Here is a 22,393-nt window from a genome sequence, read left to right as displayed (position 1 = left end):
CGTTTATCGGACGGTTACACCCCATCCTATCCGGCGGCCCCCGCGCGCCCGCGTGGGCGGACACCGCGGGGCGCGGCGACGCCGGCAGCGTCACCGCGGATGACACGCGGCGTAACGCGATTATCCAAGCGCGCGCCCAGGGAGTTGGATCGAACCGGCCCCCCTGCCGCCGATCGGCGTGGCGCGGGGCCTCTGGGAAGGCCGGGACACTCCGCATGATCGCGCTCGAACACGTCACGAAACGCTACGGCGACCTCGCCGCCGTCGACGACGTGACGCTTCAGATCCCCAGCGGCGAGGTCTACGGCATCGTGGGGCAGAGCGGTGCAGGCAAGAGCACCCTCGCCCGCATCGTCAACCTCATCGAGCGCCCCGATTCCGGCCGGGTCGTCGTCGACGACACCGACCTCACTGCACTGCGTGAGTCGGACCTGCGCGCCGCCCGTCGCCGCATCGGCATGGTCTTCCAGCGCTTCAACCTGCTCGGCAGCCGCACGGTGCGCGGCAACGTCGAGCTCGCCCTCGAACTGGACGGAGTGCCCCGCGCCCAGCGTCGGGGCCGCGCGCAGGAGATGCTCGACCTCGTCGGCATCGGACACCGCGGCGACGCGTCGGTGCACGAGCTGTCCGGCGGTCAGCAGCAGCGCGTCGGCATCGCCCGGGCCCTGGCCGCCCGCCCTAGCGTGCTGCTGTCGGATGAGGCCACGAGCGCTCTGGACCCCGAGACCACCGCCTCGATCCTCGACCTGTACCGCCGCATCAACGCCGAGCTGGGCCTGACGGTGCTGCTCATCACGCACGAGATGGACGTCGTCAAGGCGGCCTGCCACTCCGCCGCGCTGGTCGAAGCCGGCCGCGTGATCGAAAGCGGGCGGCTGGTCGACATCATCCGGACCCCCGGTTCCCGCCTCACGGCGCAGCTGTTCCCGCTCGGCCCGATCCCGGCGACGGTGGCCCCGGATGCCACGGTCATCGACATCACGTTCGCCGGCGGCACCGCCGACCGGCCCGTCATCGCGCGCCTGGCCCGCGAGCACGCCGTGGACGTGTCGATCCTCGGCGCCCTCATCGAGCAGATCGGCGGCACTCAGGCCGGGCGCACCCGTCTGGAGATCCCGGCCCCGGCCGCGGCCGGCATCATCGCCGACCTGCGAGGCCAGGACCTGCTCGTCGAGGTGCTGCAGGAAGGGACACGCGCATGAACGATCAGCTGTTCGAGGTGCTCCTGGTGGCGACGGGGCAGACCCTCTACATGGTGAGCGTCGCCCTCCTGGTGACTTTGATCGTCGGCCTGCCGCTGGGCATCGTCCTGGTCGGCACCGAAGAGGGCCGGTTCCTGGACCGCCTGTTCGGGTCGCGGACGACGGCCATCGTGGTCAACCGCATCCTGGAATTCATCGTCAACCTGGGTCGATCCGTGCCGTTCATCATCCTGATGGTCGCCCTCATCCCCTTCACCCGTCTGATCGTGGGCACCTTCATCGGCCCGACCGCGGCGATCGTGCCGCTGTCGGTGGTGGCGATCCCCTTCTTCGCCCGCATGGTGGAGATCGCGATCAAGGAGGTCGACCCGGGCCTGCTCGAAGTCGCCTCATCGCTGGGCGCGAGCCGCTGGGAACTGGTGACGAAGGTGCTGCTGCCGGAGGCCGCCGCCCCGATGCTGCTGGGCCTGTCGACCACCGTCACCTCGATCATCAACTTCTCCGCCATGGTCGGCACCGTCGCCGGCGGCGGCCTCGGTGACGTCGCCATCCGCTACGGCTACCAGCAGTACAGCTGGGTGCACATCGTCGCGGTGATCATCATCATCTTCGCCATCGTGATGGCGCTGCAGTCCCTGGCCACCTGGGGCGCCCGGCGCCTGGCCCGGCGAACCCCGACCCCACGGCGCCGCACGCGCGCCCGCACCGTTTGACCGACTGAGAGGACACTCCCATGCCCCGCTCCAACCGCACCCTGCTGCTGACCGCCGTCGCGGCCACCGCCCTGGCCCTCACCGCCTGCGCCGGCGGTTCCGCCCCCGAAGACGGCGGCGACGCCGCGGCATCCGATGACCTCGGCACGCTCAAGGTGGGCGCACTGCAGACGCCCGCCGGCGACATCCTGACCTTCATCGATGAGAACGCCGCCGCCGAGCTGGGCCTGGACATCGAGTTCGTGCCGTTCACCGACTACAACACGCCCAACACGGCGCTGGCCGACGGCTCGATCGACGCGAACCTGTTCCAGAACTCCACGTTCCTGGAGACCTTCAACGAGGCCACCGGCTCGGACCTCGTCAGCGTCGGGGAGGCCTACCTCCCCAGCGCCGCGTTCTACTCCGACAAGGTCGACAGCCTTGACGACCTGAAGGACGGCGCCACGATCGCGATCCCCAACGACCCCACCAACGAGGGTCGCGCGCTGAAGCTGCTCGCCGACGAAGGCCTGATCGAGGTCGAGGACGACGTGGTGGATCTCAGCGGCATCACCGCCAACCCGCACGACTTCGAGTTCACCGAGATCGAGAACGCGACCCTGCCGCAGGCGCTGCCCGACGTGGATGCCGCGTTCGTCACGATCTCCTTCGCGCTGCCGGCCGGCCTGTCCAGCGACCAGGCCATCCTGCTGGAGGGCGAGTCCAGCCCGTACTACAACGTGTTGGCGACCCGTCCGGAGCTTGCTGAGGATCCCCGCATCGAGGCGCTCTACGAACTGCTGATCTCGGACGAGGTCGCCGACTTCGAGAACGAGACCTGGGGCGGCCTGGTCGTCCCCGTCGTCGGCTGACCCGCACCCTCGTACTCTGGACCTATGAACCGTCGTTTCGCCGCCCCGCTGCTCGCCGTCTCGCTGCTCCTGCTGGCGGGGTGTGCGAGCGGCGGGGAGCAGGCGCCGCAGGCGTCACCCGATGCCGCGGGCTGCTCCTACTCCGGCGGCGGCAGCGCGGCCCGGGAGGTCGACGCACCCCCGGCCGATCCCACCGTGACCGGTGACGTGCAGGCGACGCTGGAGACCTCAGTGGGTGCCATCACGCTGACGCTGGACGCCGAGCGCACTCCCTGTACGGTGGGCAGCTTCGTCTCGCTCGCCGAGCAGGGCTACTACACCGACACCGAGTGCCACCGGCTGACGACCTCGGGGATCTTCGTGTTGCAGTGCGGCGACCCCACCGGCACCGGCCGCGGCGGCCCGGGCTACAGCTACGCCGACGAACTCGACGGCTCGGAAACGTATCCGGCCGGCACCGTCGCGATGGCCAACGCCGGCCCCGACACCAACGGCTCGCAGTTCTTCCTCGTGTACGAGGACACCGAGCTGCCGCCGTCGTACACCGTTTTCGGTGAGATGGATGCCGCCGGGCTCGAGGCCGTTCGCACGGTCGCCGCCGCCGGCGCCGTCGACGGCGCGCCCGACGGCGCGCCGGCCACCCCGGTGACGATCACCGGCGTGACCATCGGCTGACCCCCTCCCGCTTCGCCCCCGAGGACCCGCTCGCCGTCGCTTCACGCGCCGGGGCGGCATCCGCCCGATCACTAGACTGGAACCCATGTCGAAGGTCCTTCAATCCCTGCCCGTCGGCGAACGCGTCGGCATCGCCTTCTCCGGAGGACTGGACACATCCGTCGCCGTCGCCTGGATGCGTGACAAGGGCGCGGTCCCCTGCACCTACACCGGCGACCTCGGCCAGCCCGACGAAACCGACATCGACGCCATCCCCGGCCGCGCGCTGGAGTACGGCGCCGAGGTGGCACGGCTGATCGACTGCAAGACCGCACTGGTCGAAGAGGGCCTGGTGGCCCTGGCCTGCGGCGCGTTCCACATCCGCAGCGGCGGTCGCACCTACTTCAACACCACGCCGCTGGGCCGTGCCGTCACCGGCACCCTGCTGGTGCGCGCCATGAAGGACGACGGCGTGGACATCTGGGGCGACGGCTCCACCTACAAGGGCAACGACATCGAGCGGTTCTACCGCTACGGGCTGCTGGCCAACCCCAGCCTGCGCATCTACAAGCCGTGGCTGGATGCCGACTTCGTCACCGAGTTGGGTGGCCGCAAGGAGATGAGCGAGTGGCTGGTGGAGCACGGCTTCCCCTACCGTGACTCCGTCGAGAAGGCCTATTCGACCGACGCCAACATCTGGGGCGCGACGCACGAGGCCAAGACCCTCGAGCACCTGAACGTGTCGCTGGAGACGGTGGAGCCCATCATGGGCGTGCGCTTCTGGGACCCCGAGGTCGCGATCGAGACAGAGGACGTCACGATCACGTTCGAGGCCGGCCGCCCGGTGGCGCTGAACGGGGTCGAGTACGCCGATCCGGTGGAGCTCGTCTTCGAGGCCAACCGCATCGGCGGCCGTCATGGCCTGGGCATGAGCGACCAGATCGAGAACCGCATCATCGAGGCGAAGTCGCGCGGCGTCTATGAGGCGCCCGGCATGGCACTGCTGTTCATCGCCTACGAGCGCCTGCTCAACGCCATCCTCAACGAGGACACCCTCGCCACCTACCACGAGCAGGGCCGGCGCCTGGGGCGCCTGATGTACGAGGGCCGCTGGCTGGAGCCGCAGTCGCTCATGCTGCGCGAGTCGATTCAGCGCTGGGTGGGGTCCACGATCACCGGGACCGTCACCGTGCGCCTGCGCCGCGGCGAGGACTACACGCTGCTGGACACCACCGGCCCGAGCCTGTCGTACCACCCCGAGAAGCTGTCGATGGAGCGCGTCGGCGACGCCGCGTTCGGTCCGACCGACCGCATCGGCCAGCTGACCATGCGCAACCTCGACATCGCCGACTCCCGGTCGCGGCTCGAGCAGTACGCGGGTCTCGGCCTGATCGGCGGCGCGACCGGGGAACTGGTCGGCAAACTCGAATCCGGCGGCGCCGACGAGATCACCGAGCACGCCACCGGCTACACCGCCGAGCGTGAGGGCCTGGCCGAAGCGGTCGACGAGGCATCCGAGTCGGCGTCGTTCGACTTCGGCGCCGACTGACCCGATAGCATTCCCAGGCACCGCGTTTCACAGGGGAGACGCGGCACGACTGGGGATGCTCGATGACGACACGTGAACGCGCCATGACCGCTGACGACCCGCGGAGCGGGGACCCGGCGACGATCGGCGCACCCCCGCGCAAGCGCAAACGCTCCGTCGGCCGGGTGATCGGGCTGTCGGTGTACGGCGTGATCGTGGGGATCACGGTGATCGCGCTCATCGCGGTCAGCGCCGTGGTCTGGACGATCCAGCGGTCGTTCCCGCAGCTGGACGGCACCGTCGAGGTCGCCGGGCTCACCGGCGAGGTGGAGGTGCTGCGCGATGCGCTCGGCGTGCCGACCATCGTCGCCGACACCTCCGACGATCTGTTCTTCGCACAGGGCTACGTGCACGCCCAGGACCGATTCTGGGAGATGGACTTCCGCCGGCACATGACCGCCGGGCGCCTGTCGGAGCTGTTCGGCGAGAGCCAGCTGCCCACGGACCTGTTCCTGCGCACCCTCGGCTGGCACGAGATCGCCGAGCAGGAGGTGGCCGCACTCGACGACGAGACGCGCGGGTACTACGACGCGTACGCCGACGGGGTGAACGCCTACCTGGCAGATCACCAGGGGTCGGCGGCATCCTTCGAGTACGCCGTGCTCGGCCTGCAGAACCCCGACTACGCCATCGAGGAGTGGACGGCGGTGGATTCCATCGCGTGGCTGAAGGCGATGGCCTGGGACCTGCGCAGCAACGTGGAGACCGAGACCGATCGCGCGCTGATGGCGCAGGACTACACCACCGCGCAGATCGATCAGCTCTTCCCCGGCTACCCGTTCGACCGCAACCCGGTGATCGTCCCGGTGATCACTGCCGAGGACGACCTGCCGGGGACCACTCCCGCAACCGCGGCGACGGCGTCGATCGACTGGGTTGAGGTCGACGGCGTCGTCGAGGCGGCCGCGGCGATGCTCGGCGGCGTCGGTGAAGGCATCGGCTCGAATTCCTGGGTCGTCTCCGGCGACCTCACCGCGTCGGGGATGCCGCTGCTGGCCAACGACCCGCATCTGGGCGCGTCGTTGCCGAGCGTCTGGCACCAGAGTCACCTGCGGTGCCGGGCGGTATCGCAGGCCTGCCCCTTCGACGTGGCGGGGTTCGGCTTCTCCGGCGTGCCCGGCGTCATCATCGGCCACAACCGCGACGTGGCGTGGGGGTTCACCAACCTCACCACCGACGTCACCGATCTGTACATCGAGCGCATCGAGGGCGACGCGTACTGGCGCGATGGGGAGCTCGTGCCGCTTCAGACCCGCACCGAGACGGTGCAGGTCGCCGGCGGCGACCCGGTGACCCTCGAGATCCGCTCGACCGTGCACGGCCCGATCGTGTCGGGCTTGACGCCCGCCTTCACCGCGATCGCCGATGACCCGCAGATCCGCCGCGACACCGGGATCGGGGCACCGGAGGCGGAACCGACGGGAAGCGAATACGCCGTCAGCCTGCGGTGGACCGCGCTGGAGGCCGGTACCACCGCGGCATCCATCTTCGCGCTGGACCGCGCCACCGATTTCGCTGACTTCCGCGCTGCCGCGGCGCTGTTCGACGTGCCGGCGCAGAACCTCGTCTACGCCGATCGTGAGGGCAACATCGGCTACCAGACGCCGGGACGCCTGCCCATCCGCGGCGCCGGCGACGGCTCGCTCCCGCAGCCGGGGTGGGACTCCGCCTACGACTGGCAGGGCATGATCCCGTTCGAGGAGCTGCCGGTGGTCTACAACCCCGACGAGGGCTACATCGTCACCGCGAACAACGCCGTGGTGGATGAGACCTATCCCTATCTGCTGACGAACGACTGGGACTACGGCTGGCGGGCAGCCCGCATCACCGAGCTCATCCAGCGCAAGGCCGCAGCCGCTCCGCTGACGACAGCCGACATGCGCGACATCCAGGCGGACGCGCAGTTCTGGATGGGAAAGCGTCTGGCTGCGGTCTACGCCGACGTGCAGACCGGCGACGGGGAAACGGATGCCGCCCTCGCGCTGCTGCAGGACTGGGACGCGCAGAACTCCGCCGAATCCGCCGCCGCCGCCTATGCCAACGTGCTGTGGGACGAACTGGTGTCGAACATGTTCGTGCGCGAGCGGGAGGTGCCCGCCCCGGCCGGCAGCCACTCGCGCATGTTCCAGGTGGTCGATGAGCTGCTGAAGAACCCGTCCGACCCGTGGTGGACGAACGAGGGCCTCGAGGTGACCGGGCAGCAGGAGATGCTGGAGCGCTCCGCACGGGATGCCGCCGCACGCCTGACCGAGCTGCAAGGCGAGGACCCGACGCAGTGGAAGTGGGGGTCGCTTCACGCCATCACCCTCACCAGCGACACGTTCGGCTCGTCGGGCATCGCCCCGATCGAGTGGCTGTTCAACCGCGGGCCGTACGACGTGGCCGGCGGCGCCTCGGTGGTCGACGCGAGCGGCTGGTCGCTGGGCAGCGGGAGCTTCGCCACCGTCACGGTGCCGTCGATGCGCATGGTGGTGGATCTGTCCGACCTCGATGCGTCGCGGTGGAACCACCTCACCGGCACCAGCGGTCACACGTTCCATCCCAACTACACCGACCAGACCGAGACGTGGCAGCGCGGCGAGATGACGCCGTGGCCGTTCAGCGACGACGCGGTGCGGGCGGCGGCGACCGACGAACTGCGGCTCGTGCCGGCATCCTGAGCGCATCCGGGGCATCCGAAGCAGGTCATCGCGCCGGATGCAACCCCCGGGCGGCGGTCGCGTCTACTCGCCTACGATCGGAGCACCGACGAGGGGAGCACCCATGGCAGCAGGCAATGCGCGTGTGATGCGCTGTACAGCCGGCGACGTGTTCGCCACGCTCGCCGACGGCTGGATCTACCCGGTGTGGGTCGTGGGCGCGGCGCGCATGCGGGCGGTGTCGCCGCAGTGGCCCCAGCAGGGCGCGAAGCTGCAGCACTCGGTGGGCGCCTGGCCGTGGCTGATCGACGACTCCACCGAGATCGTGGAATGGTCGCCGCCGCATCGCGTGCGGCTGCGCGCGAAGGCCGGACCGATCGGCCGTGCCGTGGTCGTGATCGACGTGCGCGAGCGGGGCGAGGACACGCTGGTGACTATGGGCGAGGAGCCGGTCGCCGGCCCCGGCCGCCTGGTGTCGCAGCTGATCGCTCCGCTGCTGCGCGCCCGCAACCGTGAGTCGCTGCGCCGCCTCGGCTTTCTCGCCGAGGGGCGGCGACGCGAGCGCGAGGCGGGCAGCCAGACAGCGCGCCAGGACGTGCCGGACGCGTCCACCGCGGGCGCCGGAGCGCAGGCGCAGGCCGACGTGGACGGCGCGGACGGTGCCGAGCGCGCTGTGCGGGCCGCGGGCACGGGTGGTGACGTGGCAGGCGATGTATCCACCGGCGACGGGGATGCCGCGCGCAACGAACCCGGTGCCCCCGGGACATGACCACCCCCGACGTCGTCGTCGTCGGCTCAGGCCCCAACGGCCTGGCCGCGGCGGTCACCCTCGCCCGCGCGGGCCTTGCCGTGCGCGTCTACGAGCGCGCGGCGCAGCCCGGCGGCGGCTCGCGCACACAGGAGCTGACCCTCCCGGGGTTCCGGCACGACGTGTGCTCCGCGGTGCACCCGCTCGCGGTGGCCTCCCCCTTCTTCCGGGCGTTCGGCCTGGCGCACCGGGTCGAGCTGATCACCCCCGAGGTGTCCTTCGCGCATCCGCTGCCCGGCGGCGCGGGGGTCGCCTACCGGGACCTCGACCGCACCGCGCAGGAGCTGGGGCGCGACGGCCGCGCCTACCGGCGGCTGCTCGCCCCGCTCGCCACCCACGCCTTCGAGGTCGCCCAGTTCACCGGATCGAACCTGTTGGGCGTGCCGCGGCATCCGCTGACCGCGGTCCGATTCGGACTGCGCGCGCTCGCGCAGGGCAGCCCGCTGTGGAATGTGCGCTTCTCCGGGGCCGCCGCCCCGGCCATGATCACCGGGGTCGCCGCGCATGCGATCGTGCGGCAGCCGAGCGTCGTCGGCGCCGGTGCCGGGCTGGCGCTGCAGGCGCATGCCCACGCCGGCGGATGGCCGATCCCCCGCGGCGGCAGCCAGGCGATCGTCGACGCGCTCATCGCGGATCTCGTCGCGCACGGCGGCGAGGTCGTCACCGATCACGAGGTGACGTCGCTGCGGGAACTGCCGCCGGCGCGGGCGACGCTGCTGGATGTCACCCCGCGCGCGTTCCTCGGATTCGCCGGAGACGACCTGCCGGCCGGGTACCGGCGAGCGCTCGAGGCGTTCCGCTACGGCAACGCCGCCGCCAAAGTCGACTTCGCGCTGTCGGGCCCGGTGCCGTGGTCCGATCCTCGGGTGGCGAAGGCGGGCACGGTGCACCTGGGCGGCACCCGCGCCGAGATCGCGCGGGCCGAGAACGACGTCGCCCGGGGCCGGCATGCCGCGGAGCCGTATGTGCTGGTGTCGCAGCCGTCGGTGCTCGACGACACCCGCGCGCCCCGCGGCGCGCACACCCTGTGGGCTTACACGCACGTGCCGGCCGGATCCACGGTCGACCAGCGCGAGGCGATCGTGCGCACGATCGAGCGGGCCGCACCGGGGTTCCGGGACCTCATCCTCGACAGCCACAGCGTGACCGCGGCGGACCTGCCCGAGGAGAACCCCAACTACATCGACGGCGACATCAGCGCGGGGGCCGCGAGCCTGCGCCAGTTGCTGCGCCGCCCGGTGGTCGCGACCGATCCGTGGCACACTCCGCTGCCCGGGGTGTACCTGTGCGGGGCGTCGACCGTGCCCGGTCCCGGGGTGCACGGCCTGTCGGGGTGGTACGCCGCGCGCTCCGCGCTGCGCCGCTCCTTCGGCATCCGCACCCTCCCCTCCCTGGCCCCCGAGTGAGTATTCACGCCGCCGAGTGAGTATTCACACCGCCGAGTGAGTATTCGCGGTGCCGAGTGAGTATTCGCGGTCCCGAGTGAGTATTCAGCCGCCGCGCACGCGCGACAGGGCCCGCCGGATCCGCGCCGGGACGACCTTGCCCGCGATGGCGCGGGGCCGCCGCGCCGCGCGCGCGACGAAGTCCCGCAACCGGCCCGCGGACCCGTCACGGCGGAACTCGACGGTGCCGTCGCTGCGGACGCCGAGTTCGCAGTTGCGCCCCGCGAGAAGGGGCGACGGCTTCATGCCGTCGAAGATCGCCGGGTCCGCCCGCAGCGGGGTCTCGAACGTCCAGCCGGCGTGGCGCACGCGGGCCACCAGTTGTCCGACGACGGATGCATCGCCGACGGCAGCACTCTCGAGCGGATCGATGGTGACGGTTGCGCGCGCCATGTTCCGCTGCCGGCTCCCCCGGATGCGGCGTTCGCTGCCCCCGTCCTCCCGCAGGAACAGGTCGACCCGGTCCTGCCACAGGTCGCGGCTCGCATCCCGGTCGGCTTCGGGGAGCACGTCGAGGCCAAGAGATTCGGGGGGACGCCACACCACGCGTGGCCCCTCTTCGGCGGGGGCCCCCGCATCCACACCGTCACCGGCACCGGCACCGGCATCCGCCCTCACTTCCCGCGGATCGAACACGAGCGCGTCCTGGCCGTCGCGAAGGAACCGGATGCGCAGCGTGAGCTTCAGCTTGCCGCCCGGCGTCCACTGCGCGGCCGTCACCTCGGCGCGGCATCCGAGCTTCGCCTCGAACTCAGCCAACCGCAGCAGTTCGTCGCGCCGCCCTGCACGCAGCAGCGCGGAGCGCACCCGCAGCGGGAAGGGAAGACCCGCCTCGACGCCCGGTCCGAACCGCTCCCGGGCGATCGGAATGACCACGTCGAGGAAGCGCTCCCGGTAGTCGTCGGGATACTTCACGACGCGCCGGCCATCGAGGCGCTTCAGGATCTTGCCGCGATACCAGTGGCGCAGCAGCGTGTTCCGCAGCGCACCGGGTGGCGTATTGGCCTCGACGAGATCGAGCACCGTCTCGAGGTGAGGGAAGTAGGTCACCGGATCGATCCGGGACGAACTGGCGCTGCCGCGGTTCTTCACCCACGCATAGCAGGGCTCGCTCGCCAGGATCGAGATCGTCTTCGCGGCGAAGTACGCGCGCATCACGAAGAGGTGGTCCTCCAGTCGCACACGCCCGTCCGGGAACCTGATGTCGTTGTCCCTGAGGAACGCCGTCCGGAACAGCTTGTGCGGGGTGAGCAGTTCCAGGAGCGGATCTTCGCCGAGCACGGCGTGCGGGATGTCCCGGCGGAAGATCTGGCCGGGGATGCGGCGCCCGATCCCGACCTCCTTGCCGATGACGACATCCGAGCCGTTGCGGTCCGCGTAGTCGCAGAGCCGCGCCAGCGCCCGCTCGAACAGCCAGTCGTCCTGGTCGACGATGTAGACGTAGTCACCGCGCGCGGCCTCGATGCCGCGATTGCGGGGCGTGCCGGGCCAGCCGGTGTGCTCGAGGCTCAGCACCCGCACGTTCGGGCGGGTGCGCGCGACCCGCGCCAGGCGCTGGCGGGTCGGCTCGTCCGATCCGTCATCGCACAGCAGCACCTCGAAGTGGCGGGCCCGTAACGTCTGCCGGTCCAGGGACCCGATCAGCTCGTTGAACTCCGCGCCCGGGTTGTACACCGCCACCACGACACTCACCCGAACGGTCCCCGCCCGGCCGTCTCCCCCACCCGGCATCCTGGTCATCGTTCAACTCAACGCGCAACGGCCGGATCGTGCGCGGGGTTGCACTGCAGCCTTCGACGTGGCACTGCTCGACCTGCGCGCTCGGTTCGTCCTCTCAGGACCTGTGGATGCCACCCGTCATTAGAATCGAACCCCGACTCCCGAGGAGGTCCCGATGCCCTTGGACCCGTTTTTCTCCGAGCGGTTGCGGATGCACCGGCGCTACCTGATCGGCCAGAGCCTGAAGGCGATGCGCGCGCGCGTCGCGGCCTGGCGCGCCTCGCTGTGGGGCGGCGCACCGCGGGCGGCGTCCAGTGGTGGCGGGGGCGGCTCGGGCGGCTCGGGCGGCTCGGGCGCTTCGGGCGGATCGGGCGGGAACAGCGCCGCCCGGGCGCGGCATCGTCGCGCCGCGGTCGCCTGGGATCGCAAGGAACTCGAGGCGGTCGGAACGCCCGGGCCCGACGTGCGCACGACCGAGCACGAGGTGCCGGTGCCGGGGTACCCCGCCGTGCGCGTGCGCATCTACTACCCCGATGGGGCGGCGGGGGGGTCGGTGCCCGCGTGGCTCGCGTTCTTCGGTGGCGCGTTCCGCATCGGCGGCATCGACTATCCGACGACGGATGCCGCCAACCGGCGCCGTGCGGCCGAAGCCGGGGTCGCGATGGTCGCCGTGGATTACTCCCTCGCGCCGGAGCATCGCTTTCCGACGCAGATCGAGCAGGCATACGCGTCTCTGGTGTGGCTGCATGAGAATGCGGCCGAACTGGGGATCGACCCCGGCCGCCTCGGCGTGACCGGAACCTCGGCCGGCGGGGCGATCGCGGCGGGGCTGACGCTACTCAATCGCGACCGGGCCGGCCTGCCCATCCGGCTCCAGGTGCTCGAGGTGCCCGTCACCGACCTCACCGGACGCAATCTCGACCTGCGGGCGACGCGGGCACTGGGCATCCCGAGCATCATCGCGCTGCGCGAGCTGCGTTCGGTGGCCCACACGTATCTGCGGCATCCGTCCGACGCGCGCAACCCGCTCGCGTCACCGTTGCGGGCAGCCACCCACGTCGGGCTGCCAGAGGCGGTGGTCCTCACCGCCGAGTACGACCCGCTCCGCCGCGACGGCGACGCGTACGCCGCGAGGTTGCGTGCCGACGGCGTGGCAGCCAGCGCGGTGCGTTATCTCGGTGTCACGCATGACATTCCGTTGTTCACCGGCGCACTGGCATCCGCCCGCCGCTGGCATCGGGACGTCATCGGCGCCCTGGCGCGGCTCCACGACGACTGACGCGAATACTCACTCGACGCCGCGAATACTCACTCGGCAGCACGAATACTCACTCGGCTACCCGCCGGCGGCGGGGGGAGTCTCACGCGATTCGGCCAGTTCGTCGACATACAGCGATCCGGCGTCGATCGTGCCGTTGCGGTGCGCGGCGCGGCCCACCATGTGCGCCGACAGCGGCGCGGTGGCCAGCTGCACCATCACGACCGCGGCGAGGAACGCCACCACGGGCCACGAGCGGGCGGACAGCGCGACGGCGAGGCAGATGACGATCAGGCCCAGCACCTGCGGCTTGGTCGCCGCATGCAGCCGGGTGGGTACGTCGTGAAAGCGCAGCAGCCCGATCGCGGCGGTCAGGCACAGCAGCGCGCCCAGCAGGATGAGCACGAGGGAGATGGTGTCCAGCAAGGCGTTCATCGGCCCGCGTTGTCCCTTCTCGCGACGAACCGGGCGATCGAGATCGACCCGAACACGCCCACCGCCGCGATGATCAGCAGCACCGGGAGCGTGCGCGTGTGGTGGTTGATGGCCATCTCCGCACCCAGCAGACACATCACCAGCGTCATCAGCACGTCGGCGGCCACGGCCCGGTCCAGGATCGACGGGCCTTTGATGATCCGCCAGACCGTCAGCAGCCCAGAGACGGCGAACACCACGTAGATCACGGTCAGCAGTGCGTTCATGATGGCGTCCCCCCGGGGCGCGGTGTGCCCGCCGCGCGGATCTGCTCCAGCTGCGCACGCGACCCCACCGCACGCACGATCCGCGACTCCCACCGCTGCACCGCCTCGCGCTGCAGCCGCACGTCCTCGTCGCTGGAGACACCGATCACATGCAGATACAGGATGCGACGGTCGCGGTCGGCCTCGACCACGAGCGAGCCGGGGATGAGCGAGGCCGTGACGCCCACGTGGGTCATGATGAGGTCGTCGTCGGTGCGCAGCGGTACCGCGATGATGGCCGTGCCGGGGTAGCGCGACGGGTTGAGCACCTGCCATGCGACCAGCAGCGACCCTCGCACCAGCGACCCGACGAACGTGGCGAGGAAGACCAGTCCGTACCAGAGGTTCACCCGCCCCGACAGTTCCACCGGCGGCAGCCGGAACACGCGGGTGACGAACAGCGACACCAGCAGCCCGGTCACCAGCGACAGCACCGTGAACTGGCCCCACAGCAGCATCCACAGCGCGACGAGCCAGACGATGAACGGCATCTGCCGCCACACCTGGGTCATGACCGACTGGCGCTCGGGGCTCATGACTGCGTCCCCTCTTCCAGCTGCACGAGCGTGACGGGGTCCATCAGCGACGCCCCGATGCGCGCGCAGACGTCGTACAGGGGTCCGGCGAACACCGTCAGGGCGATCGTGACGGCGACCATGCCGGCGGTCGCGGCGGTCATGATGCGCGGGATCACCCGGCGCCGGGTCTGGGTGGCCGCCGCCGGCGCGGCGCCCAGGTACGAGATGCGCTCCTCGGTCTCTGATTCACCGTGGTCGTCCTCGTCCTCGCGCCAGAACGACAGGTTCCACGCGCGCATGAGCGAGTACAGCGTCAGCAGGCTCGTGATGACGCCGCCGACGATGACCACGATCATGAGCGGTGCGCCGACGGATGCCGCGGCGTCGAAGAGCGCGAACTTGCCGATGAACCCGGAGAACGGCGGTAGGCCGCCGAGGTTGATCGCGGGGATGAAGTAGAGCACCGCGATGAGCGGCGCGGCGCGCATGAGCCCGCGGACCTTGAGGATCGAGGTGGATCCGGCGCGGCGCTCCACCAGTCCGACGGCGAGGAACAGCGTCGTCTGCACGATGATGTGGTGGATCGTGTAGTAGATCGTCGCGCCGATGGCAGCCGGCGTCGCGATCGCCAACCCGAACACCATGTAGCCGATGTGACTGACCAGCGTGAACGACAGGATCCGTTTGAGTTCGGCCTGCGCGACGGCGCCGAGCACCCCCACGATCATCGTCGCCAGCGCCACGATGAGCAGCAGCGTGTTGACGTCGTTGTCGCGGAAGATCTGCGTCTCGGTGCGGATCATGGCGTAGACGCCAACCTTGGTCAGCAAGCCGGCGAACACCGCCGTGACCGGTGCCGGGGCGGTCGGGTACGAGTCCGGCAGCCAGAACGACAGCGGGAACACCGCCGCCTTGATGCTGAACGCCAGCAGCAGCAGCACGTGCAGCACCATCTGCGTCTCTTGCGGCAGTTCGCTCATCCGCTGCGACAGTTGCGCCATGTTGACGGTGCCCAGCGCCCCGTAGATGGCCGCGATCGCGGAGAGGAACAGGATCGAGGACACCAGCGAGACGACGATGTAGACCACGCCGGTGCGGATGCGCGACTCGGTGCCGCCGAGGGTGATCAGCACGTACGAGGCGACCAGCAGGATCTCGAAACCGACGTAGAGGTTGAACAGGTCGCCGGCGATGAAGGCGTTGAAGATGCCCGCCGCGAGGATGAGGTACGACGGGTGGAAGATCGACACCGGGGTGTCGTCGTCGCCGTCCGCGGCGCCCTGGCCGACGGAGAACAGCAGCACCGCCAGCAGCACGATGCTCGAGACGACCACCAGAAGAGCGGCGAGCCGGTCGACGTACAGCACGATGCCGAAGGGGATCGGCCAGCCGCCCACCGACACCGCGATGGGAAGGTCGGATGCGTCGACGGTCACCAGCAGCACGGCCGCGATGATGCAGACGAGGCTGAGCGTGGCGATCGACACGACCACCTGGGTGCGGCGGTGGCGCCCGGCGATCAGCGCGACGGCGGCACCCAGCAGCGGCAGGGTGACCAGCAGCGGGACGAGTGCGTTCAGGCTCATCGCTGCACTCCCCCATCGGGCCGGTCGGTGGGGGCGTCGTCGCGCAAGCCGGGGACGTCCTTCGCGTGCAGCACCGTGATGGGTGCGGTGTCGACGCCGACGAAGTCCGTCGTCGCCTGTTCGTCGTCGGTGGTGGTCTCGTCGTCCATCGAGTCCTCGTCCACGGCGCTGCGCTCGCGCACGGCGCGGTCTTCGGCATCGTCTTCGACGGTGTCGGCCTGACCGAGTTGCCACGAGCGGTAGATGAGCGCGAGCAGGAACGCCGAAACGGCGAAGGTGATGACGATCGCGGTGAGGGTCAGCGCCTGCGGCAGCGGATCGCTCATCCGCTGCGCCCCGGCGCCGTCCTCGCCGCCGAAGAAGGGCGCGACTCCGGGGTCCCCCATGACGATCAGCAGGAACAGGTTCGCGGCGTTGCCCAGCAGCAGGAAGCCGATGAGCACGCGGGTGAGACTGCGCTCGAGCATCGCGTAGACGCCGGCGGCGAAGAGCACCGCCATGATCACGATGAGGGTCAGTGAGACATCCATGACGCCGTCACCCCCCGGTCGCGCAGTTCCTGGGTCTGACGGTCGACTTCGGCGCCGAGACTGCGGAGCACATCGAGCACCAGGCCGATGACGACGAGGTAGACCCCGACGTCGAAGATCGTGGAGCTGACGAACTCCACGTGGCCGAGCACCGGGATCTCCGCCTCCCAGAACATGCTCGACAGCGGCGGCAGGCCGAACAGCAGCGGCACGATCGCGCAGCCGACGGCCAGCGCCATACCCACTCCCAGCAGCCGCCCGGCATCCGTCGGCGCCGCCGCGCCCAGCTCATACCGGCCGCCGGCGACGTACCGCATGACCAGGCCCATACCGGCGACCAGGCCCCCGGCGAAGCCGCCGCCGGGCAGGTTGTGGCCGGCGAACAGCAGGTAGATCGACACGACCATGATCGTGTGGAACAGGATGCGCACGATCACTTCGAGGATGATCGAGCGGTTCTCCGGCCGCACCCGCTGGCCGCCGACGAGCCAGGTGCGCGGTGCGCCGCGGTTGTCGGCGGTCTGCGGCCGGGGACCCTCGGCGGTGTCCACGAGCAGGCGCCGGTTGCCCGATGAGGCCATCGGCAGCGGCGCGACGGCACGCGAGAGCGTGTCGGCGCGGTGGGTGACGAAGACGAGGGATGCCACACCGGTGGCCGCCAGGATCAGCACCGACAGCTCGCCCATCGTGTCCCAGCCGCGCAGATCCACCAGCGCGACGTTGACGACGTTCTTGCCGTGGCCGAGCTCATAGGCCAGCTCCGGGAACGACGCCGAGATGGGTTCGTGGGTGCGTGCGCCGGTCGCCACGATCGCGACCATCGCCATCGTGAGCCCGACCGCGCCGGCCAGCACCGCGCGGGCCACCGGCAGCACCGAGGCGTTGTGCTCGCCGAGTCGGGCCGGGATGCGCCGCAGCACGAGCGCAAACGCGACGAGCGTGACCGTCTCGACCAGCACCTGGGTGAGGGCGAGGTCGGGTGCCCCACTCGTGGCGAACAGCATGACCATGCCGAGCCCGGTGACCGAGACGAGTACGACACCGGTGTAGCGCTTGCGGGCGCGTACCGCGACGATGCCGGCCACGATCATCAGCGGCGCGACCAGCAGCTGCGTGGGAGACTGCCAGGCCTCGAGGTTCATGCGCCATTCCGGCGTGGCCAGCAGGGCGGTGCCTTCCGCGGCGACCAGCACGATGAAGATCGTGCCGACGTAGACCGGCAGCGAGCCGCGCTGGGTGACGGTGACCGTCACGACCGCGAGGCGGGCGACCGAGCGCAGCACCAGGTTGTAGATGTCCGACGCGGTGAACGGCAGCAGCCGCCGAGGCGCCCCTACGCGCCCCACCAGCCAGAACAGCACCGCTCCGGCGGCGATGGAGCCCAGCGACAGCAGCAGGGCGGGTTCCACGCCGTGCCACAGGGCCAGGTGATAGCTGTGCTCGGGCGCCGCGACGCCGGGGCTGGACGCCGGGGCGGTGTCGGCGTAGGTCGCCAGCGCGGTGTCCAGCAGGGGCGCGGCGAGGCCGGCGACGAGCGTCAGGCCAGCCAGCAGCACCGGTGCACCGAGGAAGCCGATCGGCGGGTCCGGCCATTCCGTTCGCGGCATACGAGCCCCGGCGGCATCCTTCTTGGTCCAGAACGCGCCCCAGATGAAGCGGATGCCGTAGGCGGCGGTGAGCACGGAGCCGAGCACGATGCCCACCAGGCCCACCATCGCCCACACCTGGCCCGCCGCACCCTCGTGGAGGAACGCGGTCAGCGCCGCCTCTTTTGCGACGAAGCCCACGGTGGGGATCACCCCGACCATCGAGGCGACGGCGATCATCGAGAACGCCGCGAGCGTCGGAGCCTGGCGTCCGACGCCGGACAGCTCCCCGATGTCACGAGTGGACAGCTGCCGGTCGATCACACCGACTACCAGGAACAGTGCCGACTTGAACAGGGCGTGGCTGATGAGCAGGGCAAGACCGGCCAGCGCGGCGTCGCGTGTGCCGTAGCCGAGCACGGCGGTGAGCATGCCCAGCTGGCTGACGGTGCCGAAGGCGAGCACGCGCTTGAGGTCGGACTCCCGCAGCGCCTGCAGGCCGCCGATCAGCATCGTGAGGATGCCGAGGCCGATGACGATCGGCCGCCACGGCGCGGCGAGCGCGAACACCGGGGCAAGGCGCGCGATGAGGTAGATGCCGGCCTTGACCATGGCCGCCGCGTGCAGGTACGCGCTCACCGGTGTCGGGGCGGCCATGGCGCCGGGGAGCCAGAAGTGGAACGGGAAGATCGCCGACTTGCTCAGGGCGCCCACGAGCACCAGCACGAGGGCGGCGTCGATCACGGGGCCGGTCGGGGCGAGTGCGAGGATGCCGGAGAGGCTGGTCGTGCCGGTGTCGACTATCAGCAGCACGACGCCGATCAGCATGACCAAGCCGCCCATCGTCGTCACCAGCAGCGCCTGCAGCGCCGCCCGGCGGCTGGCGCCGCGGCGGTGGTAGAAGCCGATGAGCAGGTACGACAGGACGCTGGTGACTTCCCACAGCATCACCAGCACGACGATGTCGTCGGTCAGCACGAGGCCGTACATCGCACCGGCGAAGGCCAGCAGCACCGCGCAGAACTGTCCGACGCCGTCACGCTTGCCGTCGAAGTACCAGCGGCAGTAGATCATCACCAGTGCGCCGATGGCGGTGACGATGAGCGCCAGGACCCAGCCGAGAGTGTCCATCCGCATCGACACCGCGATGTCCAGCGCGGGGATCCACGACAGCGACTGGAATGGCGTGTCGCCCGCCAGTACGGCCCGCGTCTGCATCAAGGTGTGGCCGAACGCGGCGATCGGGAGGGCGGCCGAGACGTAGAACGCCCGGGCCCCGATGCGACTAACCAGCCACGGCAGAATCAGCGGGAGGATCGCGAACGCGGCGAGAATCATCAGCATTCGCGGCCTCCTCGGGGGTCGCGGCCAGAGGCACGGCGTTCAGGATTGGCCTTCAGTCTACCGGTGCAGATCGGCGCCGATGGCCGCGGGGGTCACAATCCGGGGGGTGGAGCGGTTGTATTCCCCTCCCGGAACACGCTCGTGAAGCACACCGACGCGGCATCCTGCTCCGCGAGCATCGCCACGACGGCCTCGCCGGCGGCCCGGCCCTTTTCGGTGGCCGGCTGCACCATGGTGGTCAGGGTGAAGGGCGCCAGGCCGTCGACGTCGATGCCGTCGAAGCCGGTGACGCTGAGGTCCTGCGGCACGCCGAGCCCGCGTTCCTCCGCGGCGCGCAGCACGCCGGCCGCGAGCAGGTCGCTCTGCGCGAGCACCGCGGTGGGCAGGTGCTGCGGGTCGGCGAGGATCTCACGGCCCGCCGCCAGTCCTTCGTCGATCGAGCTGCCGCCGGCCGCGTAGGCGGGGGCGTCCGGGTAGACATCGCGGGCGCCCGCGATGCGGTGCCGGGTGACGTCCACGGTGGTTTCCCGCAGGCGCTCGGCGTCGATCCAGCCCCGCGGGCTGTCGCGATCGGTCGGCAGCGTCACCAACGCCACCTCGGTGTGTCCGAGGGACCGAACGTGACTGGCCAGCGCGCGCTGGGCCTCACGGTTGTCCAGGATCACCCGGGGCACGTCTGGTCCGGCGTCGCCTTCGACGACGACCACCGGGATGCCGCGGGCGCGCAGGGTCGCAAGCGAATCGGCCATGCCGGGAGTGCAACCGATCAGCACGGCCGCGTCGATCGGGGCGGTGGTCAGGGACGCGCCGCGGGAGTCCCCTTCGACGCCTTCGCGCAGCAGCAGGAGCCCAGCATCCATCGGGGCCACAGCATCGGCCAGACCGTCCATCATGAGCCGGATCACCGGATCGACGAAGGCGGCGCCCAGGTGTCCTTGGAAAAGCACGCCCACGATGCCGGAGCGGCCGCGGCGCAGCGAAGCGGCGCGGGGATCGGGGCCGGTGTAGCCGAGGGTCGCGGCGGCGGCGAGGACGCGCTCCCGCGTGGCATCCGAGACCCTCGTCTTGCCGCTGAACACCACGGACGCCGTCGACGGCGAAACCCCCGCGGTGCGGGCGACGTCGGCGATCGTTGCGCGGCGCGTGCTCATGACGTCCCGATCGTAGCCGGTTGGGCCAATCGAATCGATTCGTTACGCTGAGCCGGTGGACACTGCTCTCACTCGTTCCCAGTTCGTGCGCTGGCGCACCGCCATCTTCGCGATCTTCGCCGCGAGCGGATTGAGCATCGCCACATGGGCGTCTCGGGTGCCCTCGATCAAGGACGACCTCGGCATCGAGAACAGCCAGATCGGCATGCTGCTGCTGGGCATGGGTGTCGCGTCGATCCTGGGCCTGTCCGCATCATCGGTGATCATCGCCCGGTTCGGCACGCGCCGCGGCATGCTCGGCGCCATGGTGATCTTCGCCGCGGGAGTCGCCCTCATCGGCGTCGGGACGAACTTGGTGCCTTCGCTGGCCATCGTGCTGATCGGCCTGGCGCTGTTCGGCTTCGGCAACGGCGCGGTCGACATCATGATGAACGTCGAGGGCGCGGCGATCGAGACAGCCTCGGCGAAGACGCTGCTGCCGCTGTTCCACGCGTTCTTCAGCTTCGGCACGGTGCTCGGGGCGGGACTGGGGGCGCTGGCCGCGGCGATGGACCTCAACGTCTTCACGCACACCGCGATCGTCACGGTTGTCATCCTCGTCGTGGCCATCGTCGCCTACGCCAACGTGCCGACGCGCGAGGGCGCCGGTGACCCGGCAGCGGATGCCGCAGGCCCGAGGGCCGGCTGGCGCGAGCGTCTGATGACATCGCTGTCGGCCTGGCGGGAGCCGCGCACGTACGCACTGGGTGTCGTGCTGCTGGGAATGGCCTTCGCCGAGGGCGGCGCCAACGACTGGCTGGCGCTGGGTGTCACCGACGGTCATGGCGGCAGCGAAGAGCTGGGCGCCGCGGCGTTGATGGTCTTCTCCATCGCGATGACAGTGGTCCGTGTGCTGGGAGGGCCGCTCGTGGACCGATTCGGCCGCGTGGCGACACTGCGGGTCCTGGCGGTGACGGCGGCTGTCGGCATCGTGCTGTTCATCCTCGCGCCGAACCTGCCGCTGGTGTTCGTGGGGGCGGCACTGTGGGGCGTGGGGGCGTCCCTCGGCTTCCCGCTCGGCATGTCGGCAGCAGCAGACGACCCGGCCAAGGCCGCCGCTCGCGTGAGCGCCGCGGCGACCATCGGCTACGTCGCATTCCTCTGCGGCCCGCCGGTACTCGGTTTCATCAGTGACCAGATCGGACTGCTCAACACGCTCTACGTGCTGGTGGCGCTGGTCGTGGCATCCGGATTCGCCTCGTCGGCAGCGCGCCCGTTGGCGGGCGCCAAGGTGGGCGCCGGTCACCACCGGGGCGAGTGAGCACAGGTAGGCTCATCGGGTGCGTTTGGTCATCGCCCGCTGTTCCGTTGTCTACGCAGGGCGCTTGAATGCGCACCTGCCCACTGCGACGCGCCTGCTCGTCCACAAGGGCGACGGCAGTCTGCTGGTGCACTCCGACGGCGGCTCGTACAAGCCGCTCAACTGGATGAGCCCGCCCTGCACCCTCACCGTCGAGACGCCCGACGTCGCCGCCGAGGACGAGGAGCAGGTCGTCCAGCAGTGGCGCGTCACGCACGCCAAGTCCGGCGACTCACTGGTCGTGCGCATCTACGAGGTGCTGCACGACTCCTCGCACGAGCTGGGCATCGATCCCGGCCTGGTCAAGGACGGCGTCGAGGCGGATCTGCAGCGCCTGCTGGCCGAGCAGGTCGGCGTGATCGGCGACGGCCTGACGCTGGTGCGGCGGGAGTTCCCCACCGCGATCGGCCCGGTCGACCTGCTGCTGCGCGACCCCGCCGGCGGCACGATCGCCGTCGAGGTCAAGCGCCGCGGCGACATCGACGGCGTGGAGCAGCTGACCCGTTACCTCGACCTGCTGGGCCGCGACCCGCACCTGGCGCCGGTGACCGGGGTGTTCGCGGCGCAGGAGATCAAGCCGCAGGCCCGGGTTCTCGCCGCCGATCGCGGCATCCGCTGCGTGACGCTGGACTACGACGAGATGAAGGGCATCGACTCCGGCGCCCCTCGCCTGTTCTGACCCGCTCCCCCGCACGCCCACCCACCGTGAGACCACAGCT

At 70.5% G+C, this 22,393-nt stretch carries 19 protein-coding genes; 11 read left to right on the top strand and 8 right to left on the bottom strand.

The window, feature by feature from the left end; translation table 11 throughout:
• Nucleotides 1-215: 215 nt before the first annotated feature.
• The 8 genes from QNO11_RS00250 (at nt 216) to QNO11_RS00215 (ending at nt 9,864) form a co-directional block, all read left to right on the top strand.
• Nucleotides 216-1,202 carry a methionine ABC transporter ATP-binding protein gene (locus QNO11_RS00250; protein WP_257507188.1) on the top strand — a complete coding sequence of 329 codons (987 nt, stop codon included), beginning with the start codon at nt 216-218 and terminating at the stop codon, nt 1,200-1,202.
• Nucleotides 1,199-1,915: a methionine ABC transporter permease gene (locus tag QNO11_RS00245; protein WP_257507189.1), complete on the top strand. Its 717-nt coding sequence runs from the start codon at nt 1,199-1,201 to the stop codon at nt 1,913-1,915. Before QNO11_RS00250 ends, QNO11_RS00245 begins: the two co-directional genes overlap by 4 nt.
• Nucleotides 1,916-1,935: 20 nt before the next feature.
• Nucleotides 1,936-2,769 (top strand): MetQ/NlpA family ABC transporter substrate-binding protein, encoded by an 834-nt coding sequence (locus QNO11_RS00240; RefSeq protein ID WP_257507190.1) that lies wholly within the window; start codon nt 1,936-1,938, stop codon nt 2,767-2,769.
• Between the two features lie 24 nt (nt 2,770-2,793).
• A complete protein-coding gene (locus QNO11_RS00235) occupies nt 2,794-3,444 on the top strand; it encodes a peptidylprolyl isomerase (protein ID WP_257507191.1) in 651 nt (216 codons plus the stop codon).
• A gap of 85 nt (nt 3,445-3,529) precedes the next feature.
• A complete protein-coding gene (gene argG, locus QNO11_RS00230; RefSeq protein WP_257507192.1) occupies nt 3,530-4,972 on the top strand; it encodes an argininosuccinate synthase in 1,443 nt (480 codons plus the stop codon).
• A 62-nt stretch (nt 4,973-5,034) separates the two neighbouring features.
• Nucleotides 5,035-7,671 (top strand): penicillin acylase family protein, encoded by a 2,637-nt coding sequence (locus QNO11_RS00225; RefSeq protein ID WP_257507193.1) that lies wholly within the window; start codon nt 5,035-5,037, stop codon nt 7,669-7,671.
• Between the two features lie 103 nt (nt 7,672-7,774).
• The gene (locus tag QNO11_RS00220; protein ID WP_257507194.1) at nt 7,775-8,419 is read left to right on the top strand and encodes an SRPBCC family protein; all 645 of its coding nucleotides are present in this window, start codon (nt 7,775-7,777) and stop codon (nt 8,417-8,419) included.
• Complete coding sequence (locus QNO11_RS00215; RefSeq protein ID WP_257507195.1) at nt 8,416-9,864, top strand: phytoene desaturase family protein; 1,449 nt, start codon at nt 8,416-8,418, stop codon at nt 9,862-9,864. Before QNO11_RS00220 ends, QNO11_RS00215 begins: the two co-directional genes overlap by 4 nt.
• Before the next feature lie 84 nt (nt 9,865-9,948).
• Here the strand turns inward: QNO11_RS00215 and QNO11_RS00210 are convergent, their stop codons facing one another.
• Entirely contained in the window at nt 9,949-11,643 is a 1,695-nt protein-coding gene (locus QNO11_RS00210) for a glycosyltransferase family 2 protein (protein WP_257507196.1), read from the bottom strand.
• A gap of 154 nt (nt 11,644-11,797) precedes the next feature.
• Between QNO11_RS00210 and QNO11_RS00205 the strand changes: the two genes are divergently transcribed.
• Entirely contained in the window at nt 11,798-12,901 is a 1,104-nt protein-coding gene (locus QNO11_RS00205) for an alpha/beta hydrolase (RefSeq protein ID WP_257507197.1), read from the top strand.
• Between the two features lie 57 nt (nt 12,902-12,958).
• Here QNO11_RS00205 and mnhG read toward each other — a convergent pair whose 3' ends face one another.
• From mnhG to QNO11_RS00170, 7 genes are all read right to left on the bottom strand, one after another.
• On the bottom strand, nt 12,959-13,315 hold the full coding sequence (gene mnhG / locus QNO11_RS00200) for a monovalent cation/H(+) antiporter subunit G (protein WP_257507198.1): 357 nt from the start codon (nt 13,313-13,315) through the stop codon (nt 12,959-12,961).
• Nucleotides 13,312-13,581: an MrpF/PhaF family protein gene (locus tag QNO11_RS00195; RefSeq protein WP_257507199.1), complete on the bottom strand. Its 270-nt coding sequence runs from the start codon at nt 13,579-13,581 to the stop codon at nt 13,312-13,314. The genes mnhG and QNO11_RS00195 overlap by 4 nt, the downstream gene beginning before the upstream one ends.
• Entirely contained in the window at nt 13,578-14,156 is a 579-nt protein-coding gene (locus QNO11_RS00190) for a Na+/H+ antiporter subunit E (protein ID WP_257507200.1), read from the bottom strand. Before QNO11_RS00190 ends, QNO11_RS00195 begins: the two co-directional genes overlap by 4 nt.
• Nucleotides 14,153-15,718, bottom strand: coding sequence for a Na+/H+ antiporter subunit D (locus QNO11_RS00185; protein ID WP_374113781.1), 1,566 nt, complete (start codon nt 15,716-15,718; stop codon nt 14,153-14,155). The genes QNO11_RS00190 and QNO11_RS00185 overlap by 4 nt, the downstream gene beginning before the upstream one ends.
• A gap of 2 nt (nt 15,719-15,720) precedes the next feature.
• Entirely contained in the window at nt 15,721-16,254 is a 534-nt protein-coding gene (locus tag QNO11_RS00180; protein ID WP_257507202.1) for a Na(+)/H(+) antiporter subunit C, read from the bottom strand.
• Nucleotides 16,239-19,184, bottom strand: coding sequence for a Na+/H+ antiporter subunit A (locus tag QNO11_RS00175; protein ID WP_257507203.1), 2,946 nt, complete (start codon nt 19,182-19,184; stop codon nt 16,239-16,241). Before QNO11_RS00175 ends, QNO11_RS00180 begins: the two co-directional genes overlap by 16 nt.
• Before the next feature lie 92 nt (nt 19,185-19,276).
• Complete coding sequence (locus QNO11_RS00170) at nt 19,277-20,335, bottom strand: substrate-binding domain-containing protein (protein WP_257507204.1); 1,059 nt, start codon at nt 20,333-20,335, stop codon at nt 19,277-19,279.
• Between the two features lie 55 nt (nt 20,336-20,390).
• Here QNO11_RS00170 and QNO11_RS00165 point away from each other — a divergent pair, with 55 nt between their 5' ends.
• Both QNO11_RS00165 and nucS read left to right on the top strand, forming a co-directional pair.
• The gene (locus QNO11_RS00165) at nt 20,391-21,635 is read left to right on the top strand and encodes an MFS transporter (protein ID WP_257507205.1); all 1,245 of its coding nucleotides are present in this window, start codon (nt 20,391-20,393) and stop codon (nt 21,633-21,635) included.
• 19 nt (nt 21,636-21,654) lie between these two features.
• Nucleotides 21,655-22,353, top strand: coding sequence for an endonuclease NucS (gene nucS / locus QNO11_RS00160; protein ID WP_257507206.1), 699 nt, complete (start codon nt 21,655-21,657; stop codon nt 22,351-22,353).
• Nucleotides 22,354-22,393: the final 40 nt, after the last annotated feature.

The sequence above is a fragment of the Microbacterium sp. zg-B96 genome (genome assembly GCF_030246865.1).
Classification (GTDB): domain Bacteria; phylum Actinomycetota; class Actinomycetes; order Actinomycetales; family Microbacteriaceae; genus Microbacterium.
This window is presented reverse-complemented; position numbering and strand designations above follow the sequence as displayed.

Coding starts and splice junctions, on each gene's coding strand:
- QNO11_RS00170 (WP_257507204.1), bottom strand. CDS start 20,335: ATGAGCACGCGCCGCGCAACGATCGCCGACGTCGCCCGCACCGCGGGG.
- QNO11_RS00245 (WP_257507189.1), top strand. CDS start 1,199: ATGAACGATCAGCTGTTCGAGGTGCTCCTGGTGGCGACGGGGCAGACC.
- QNO11_RS00205 (WP_257507197.1), top strand. CDS start 11,798: ATGCCCTTGGACCCGTTTTTCTCCGAGCGGTTGCGGATGCACCGGCGC.
- QNO11_RS00225 (WP_257507193.1), top strand. CDS start 5,035: ATGACGACACGTGAACGCGCCATGACCGCTGACGACCCGCGGAGCGGG.
- QNO11_RS00190 (WP_257507200.1), bottom strand. CDS start 14,156: ATGAGCCCCGAGCGCCAGTCGGTCATGACCCAGGTGTGGCGGCAGATG.
- QNO11_RS00235 (WP_257507191.1), top strand. CDS start 2,794: ATGAACCGTCGTTTCGCCGCCCCGCTGCTCGCCGTCTCGCTGCTCCTG.
- mnhG (WP_257507198.1), bottom strand. CDS start 13,315: ATGAACGCCTTGCTGGACACCATCTCCCTCGTGCTCATCCTGCTGGGC.
- QNO11_RS00195 (WP_257507199.1), bottom strand. CDS start 13,581: ATGAACGCACTGCTGACCGTGATCTACGTGGTGTTCGCCGTCTCTGGG.
- QNO11_RS00215 (WP_257507195.1), top strand. CDS start 8,416: ATGACCACCCCCGACGTCGTCGTCGTCGGCTCAGGCCCCAACGGCCTG.
- QNO11_RS00250 (WP_257507188.1), top strand. CDS start 216: ATGATCGCGCTCGAACACGTCACGAAACGCTACGGCGACCTCGCCGCC.
- QNO11_RS00175 (WP_257507203.1), bottom strand. CDS start 19,184: ATGCTGATGATTCTCGCCGCGTTCGCGATCCTCCCGCTGATTCTGCCG.
- QNO11_RS00220 (WP_257507194.1), top strand. CDS start 7,775: ATGGCAGCAGGCAATGCGCGTGTGATGCGCTGTACAGCCGGCGACGTG.
- argG (WP_257507192.1), top strand. CDS start 3,530: ATGTCGAAGGTCCTTCAATCCCTGCCCGTCGGCGAACGCGTCGGCATC.
- QNO11_RS00210 (WP_257507196.1), bottom strand. CDS start 11,643: ATGACCAGGATGCCGGGTGGGGGAGACGGCCGGGCGGGGACCGTTCGG.
- QNO11_RS00180 (WP_257507202.1), bottom strand. CDS start 16,254: ATGGATGTCTCACTGACCCTCATCGTGATCATGGCGGTGCTCTTCGCC.
- QNO11_RS00240 (WP_257507190.1), top strand. CDS start 1,936: ATGCCCCGCTCCAACCGCACCCTGCTGCTGACCGCCGTCGCGGCCACC.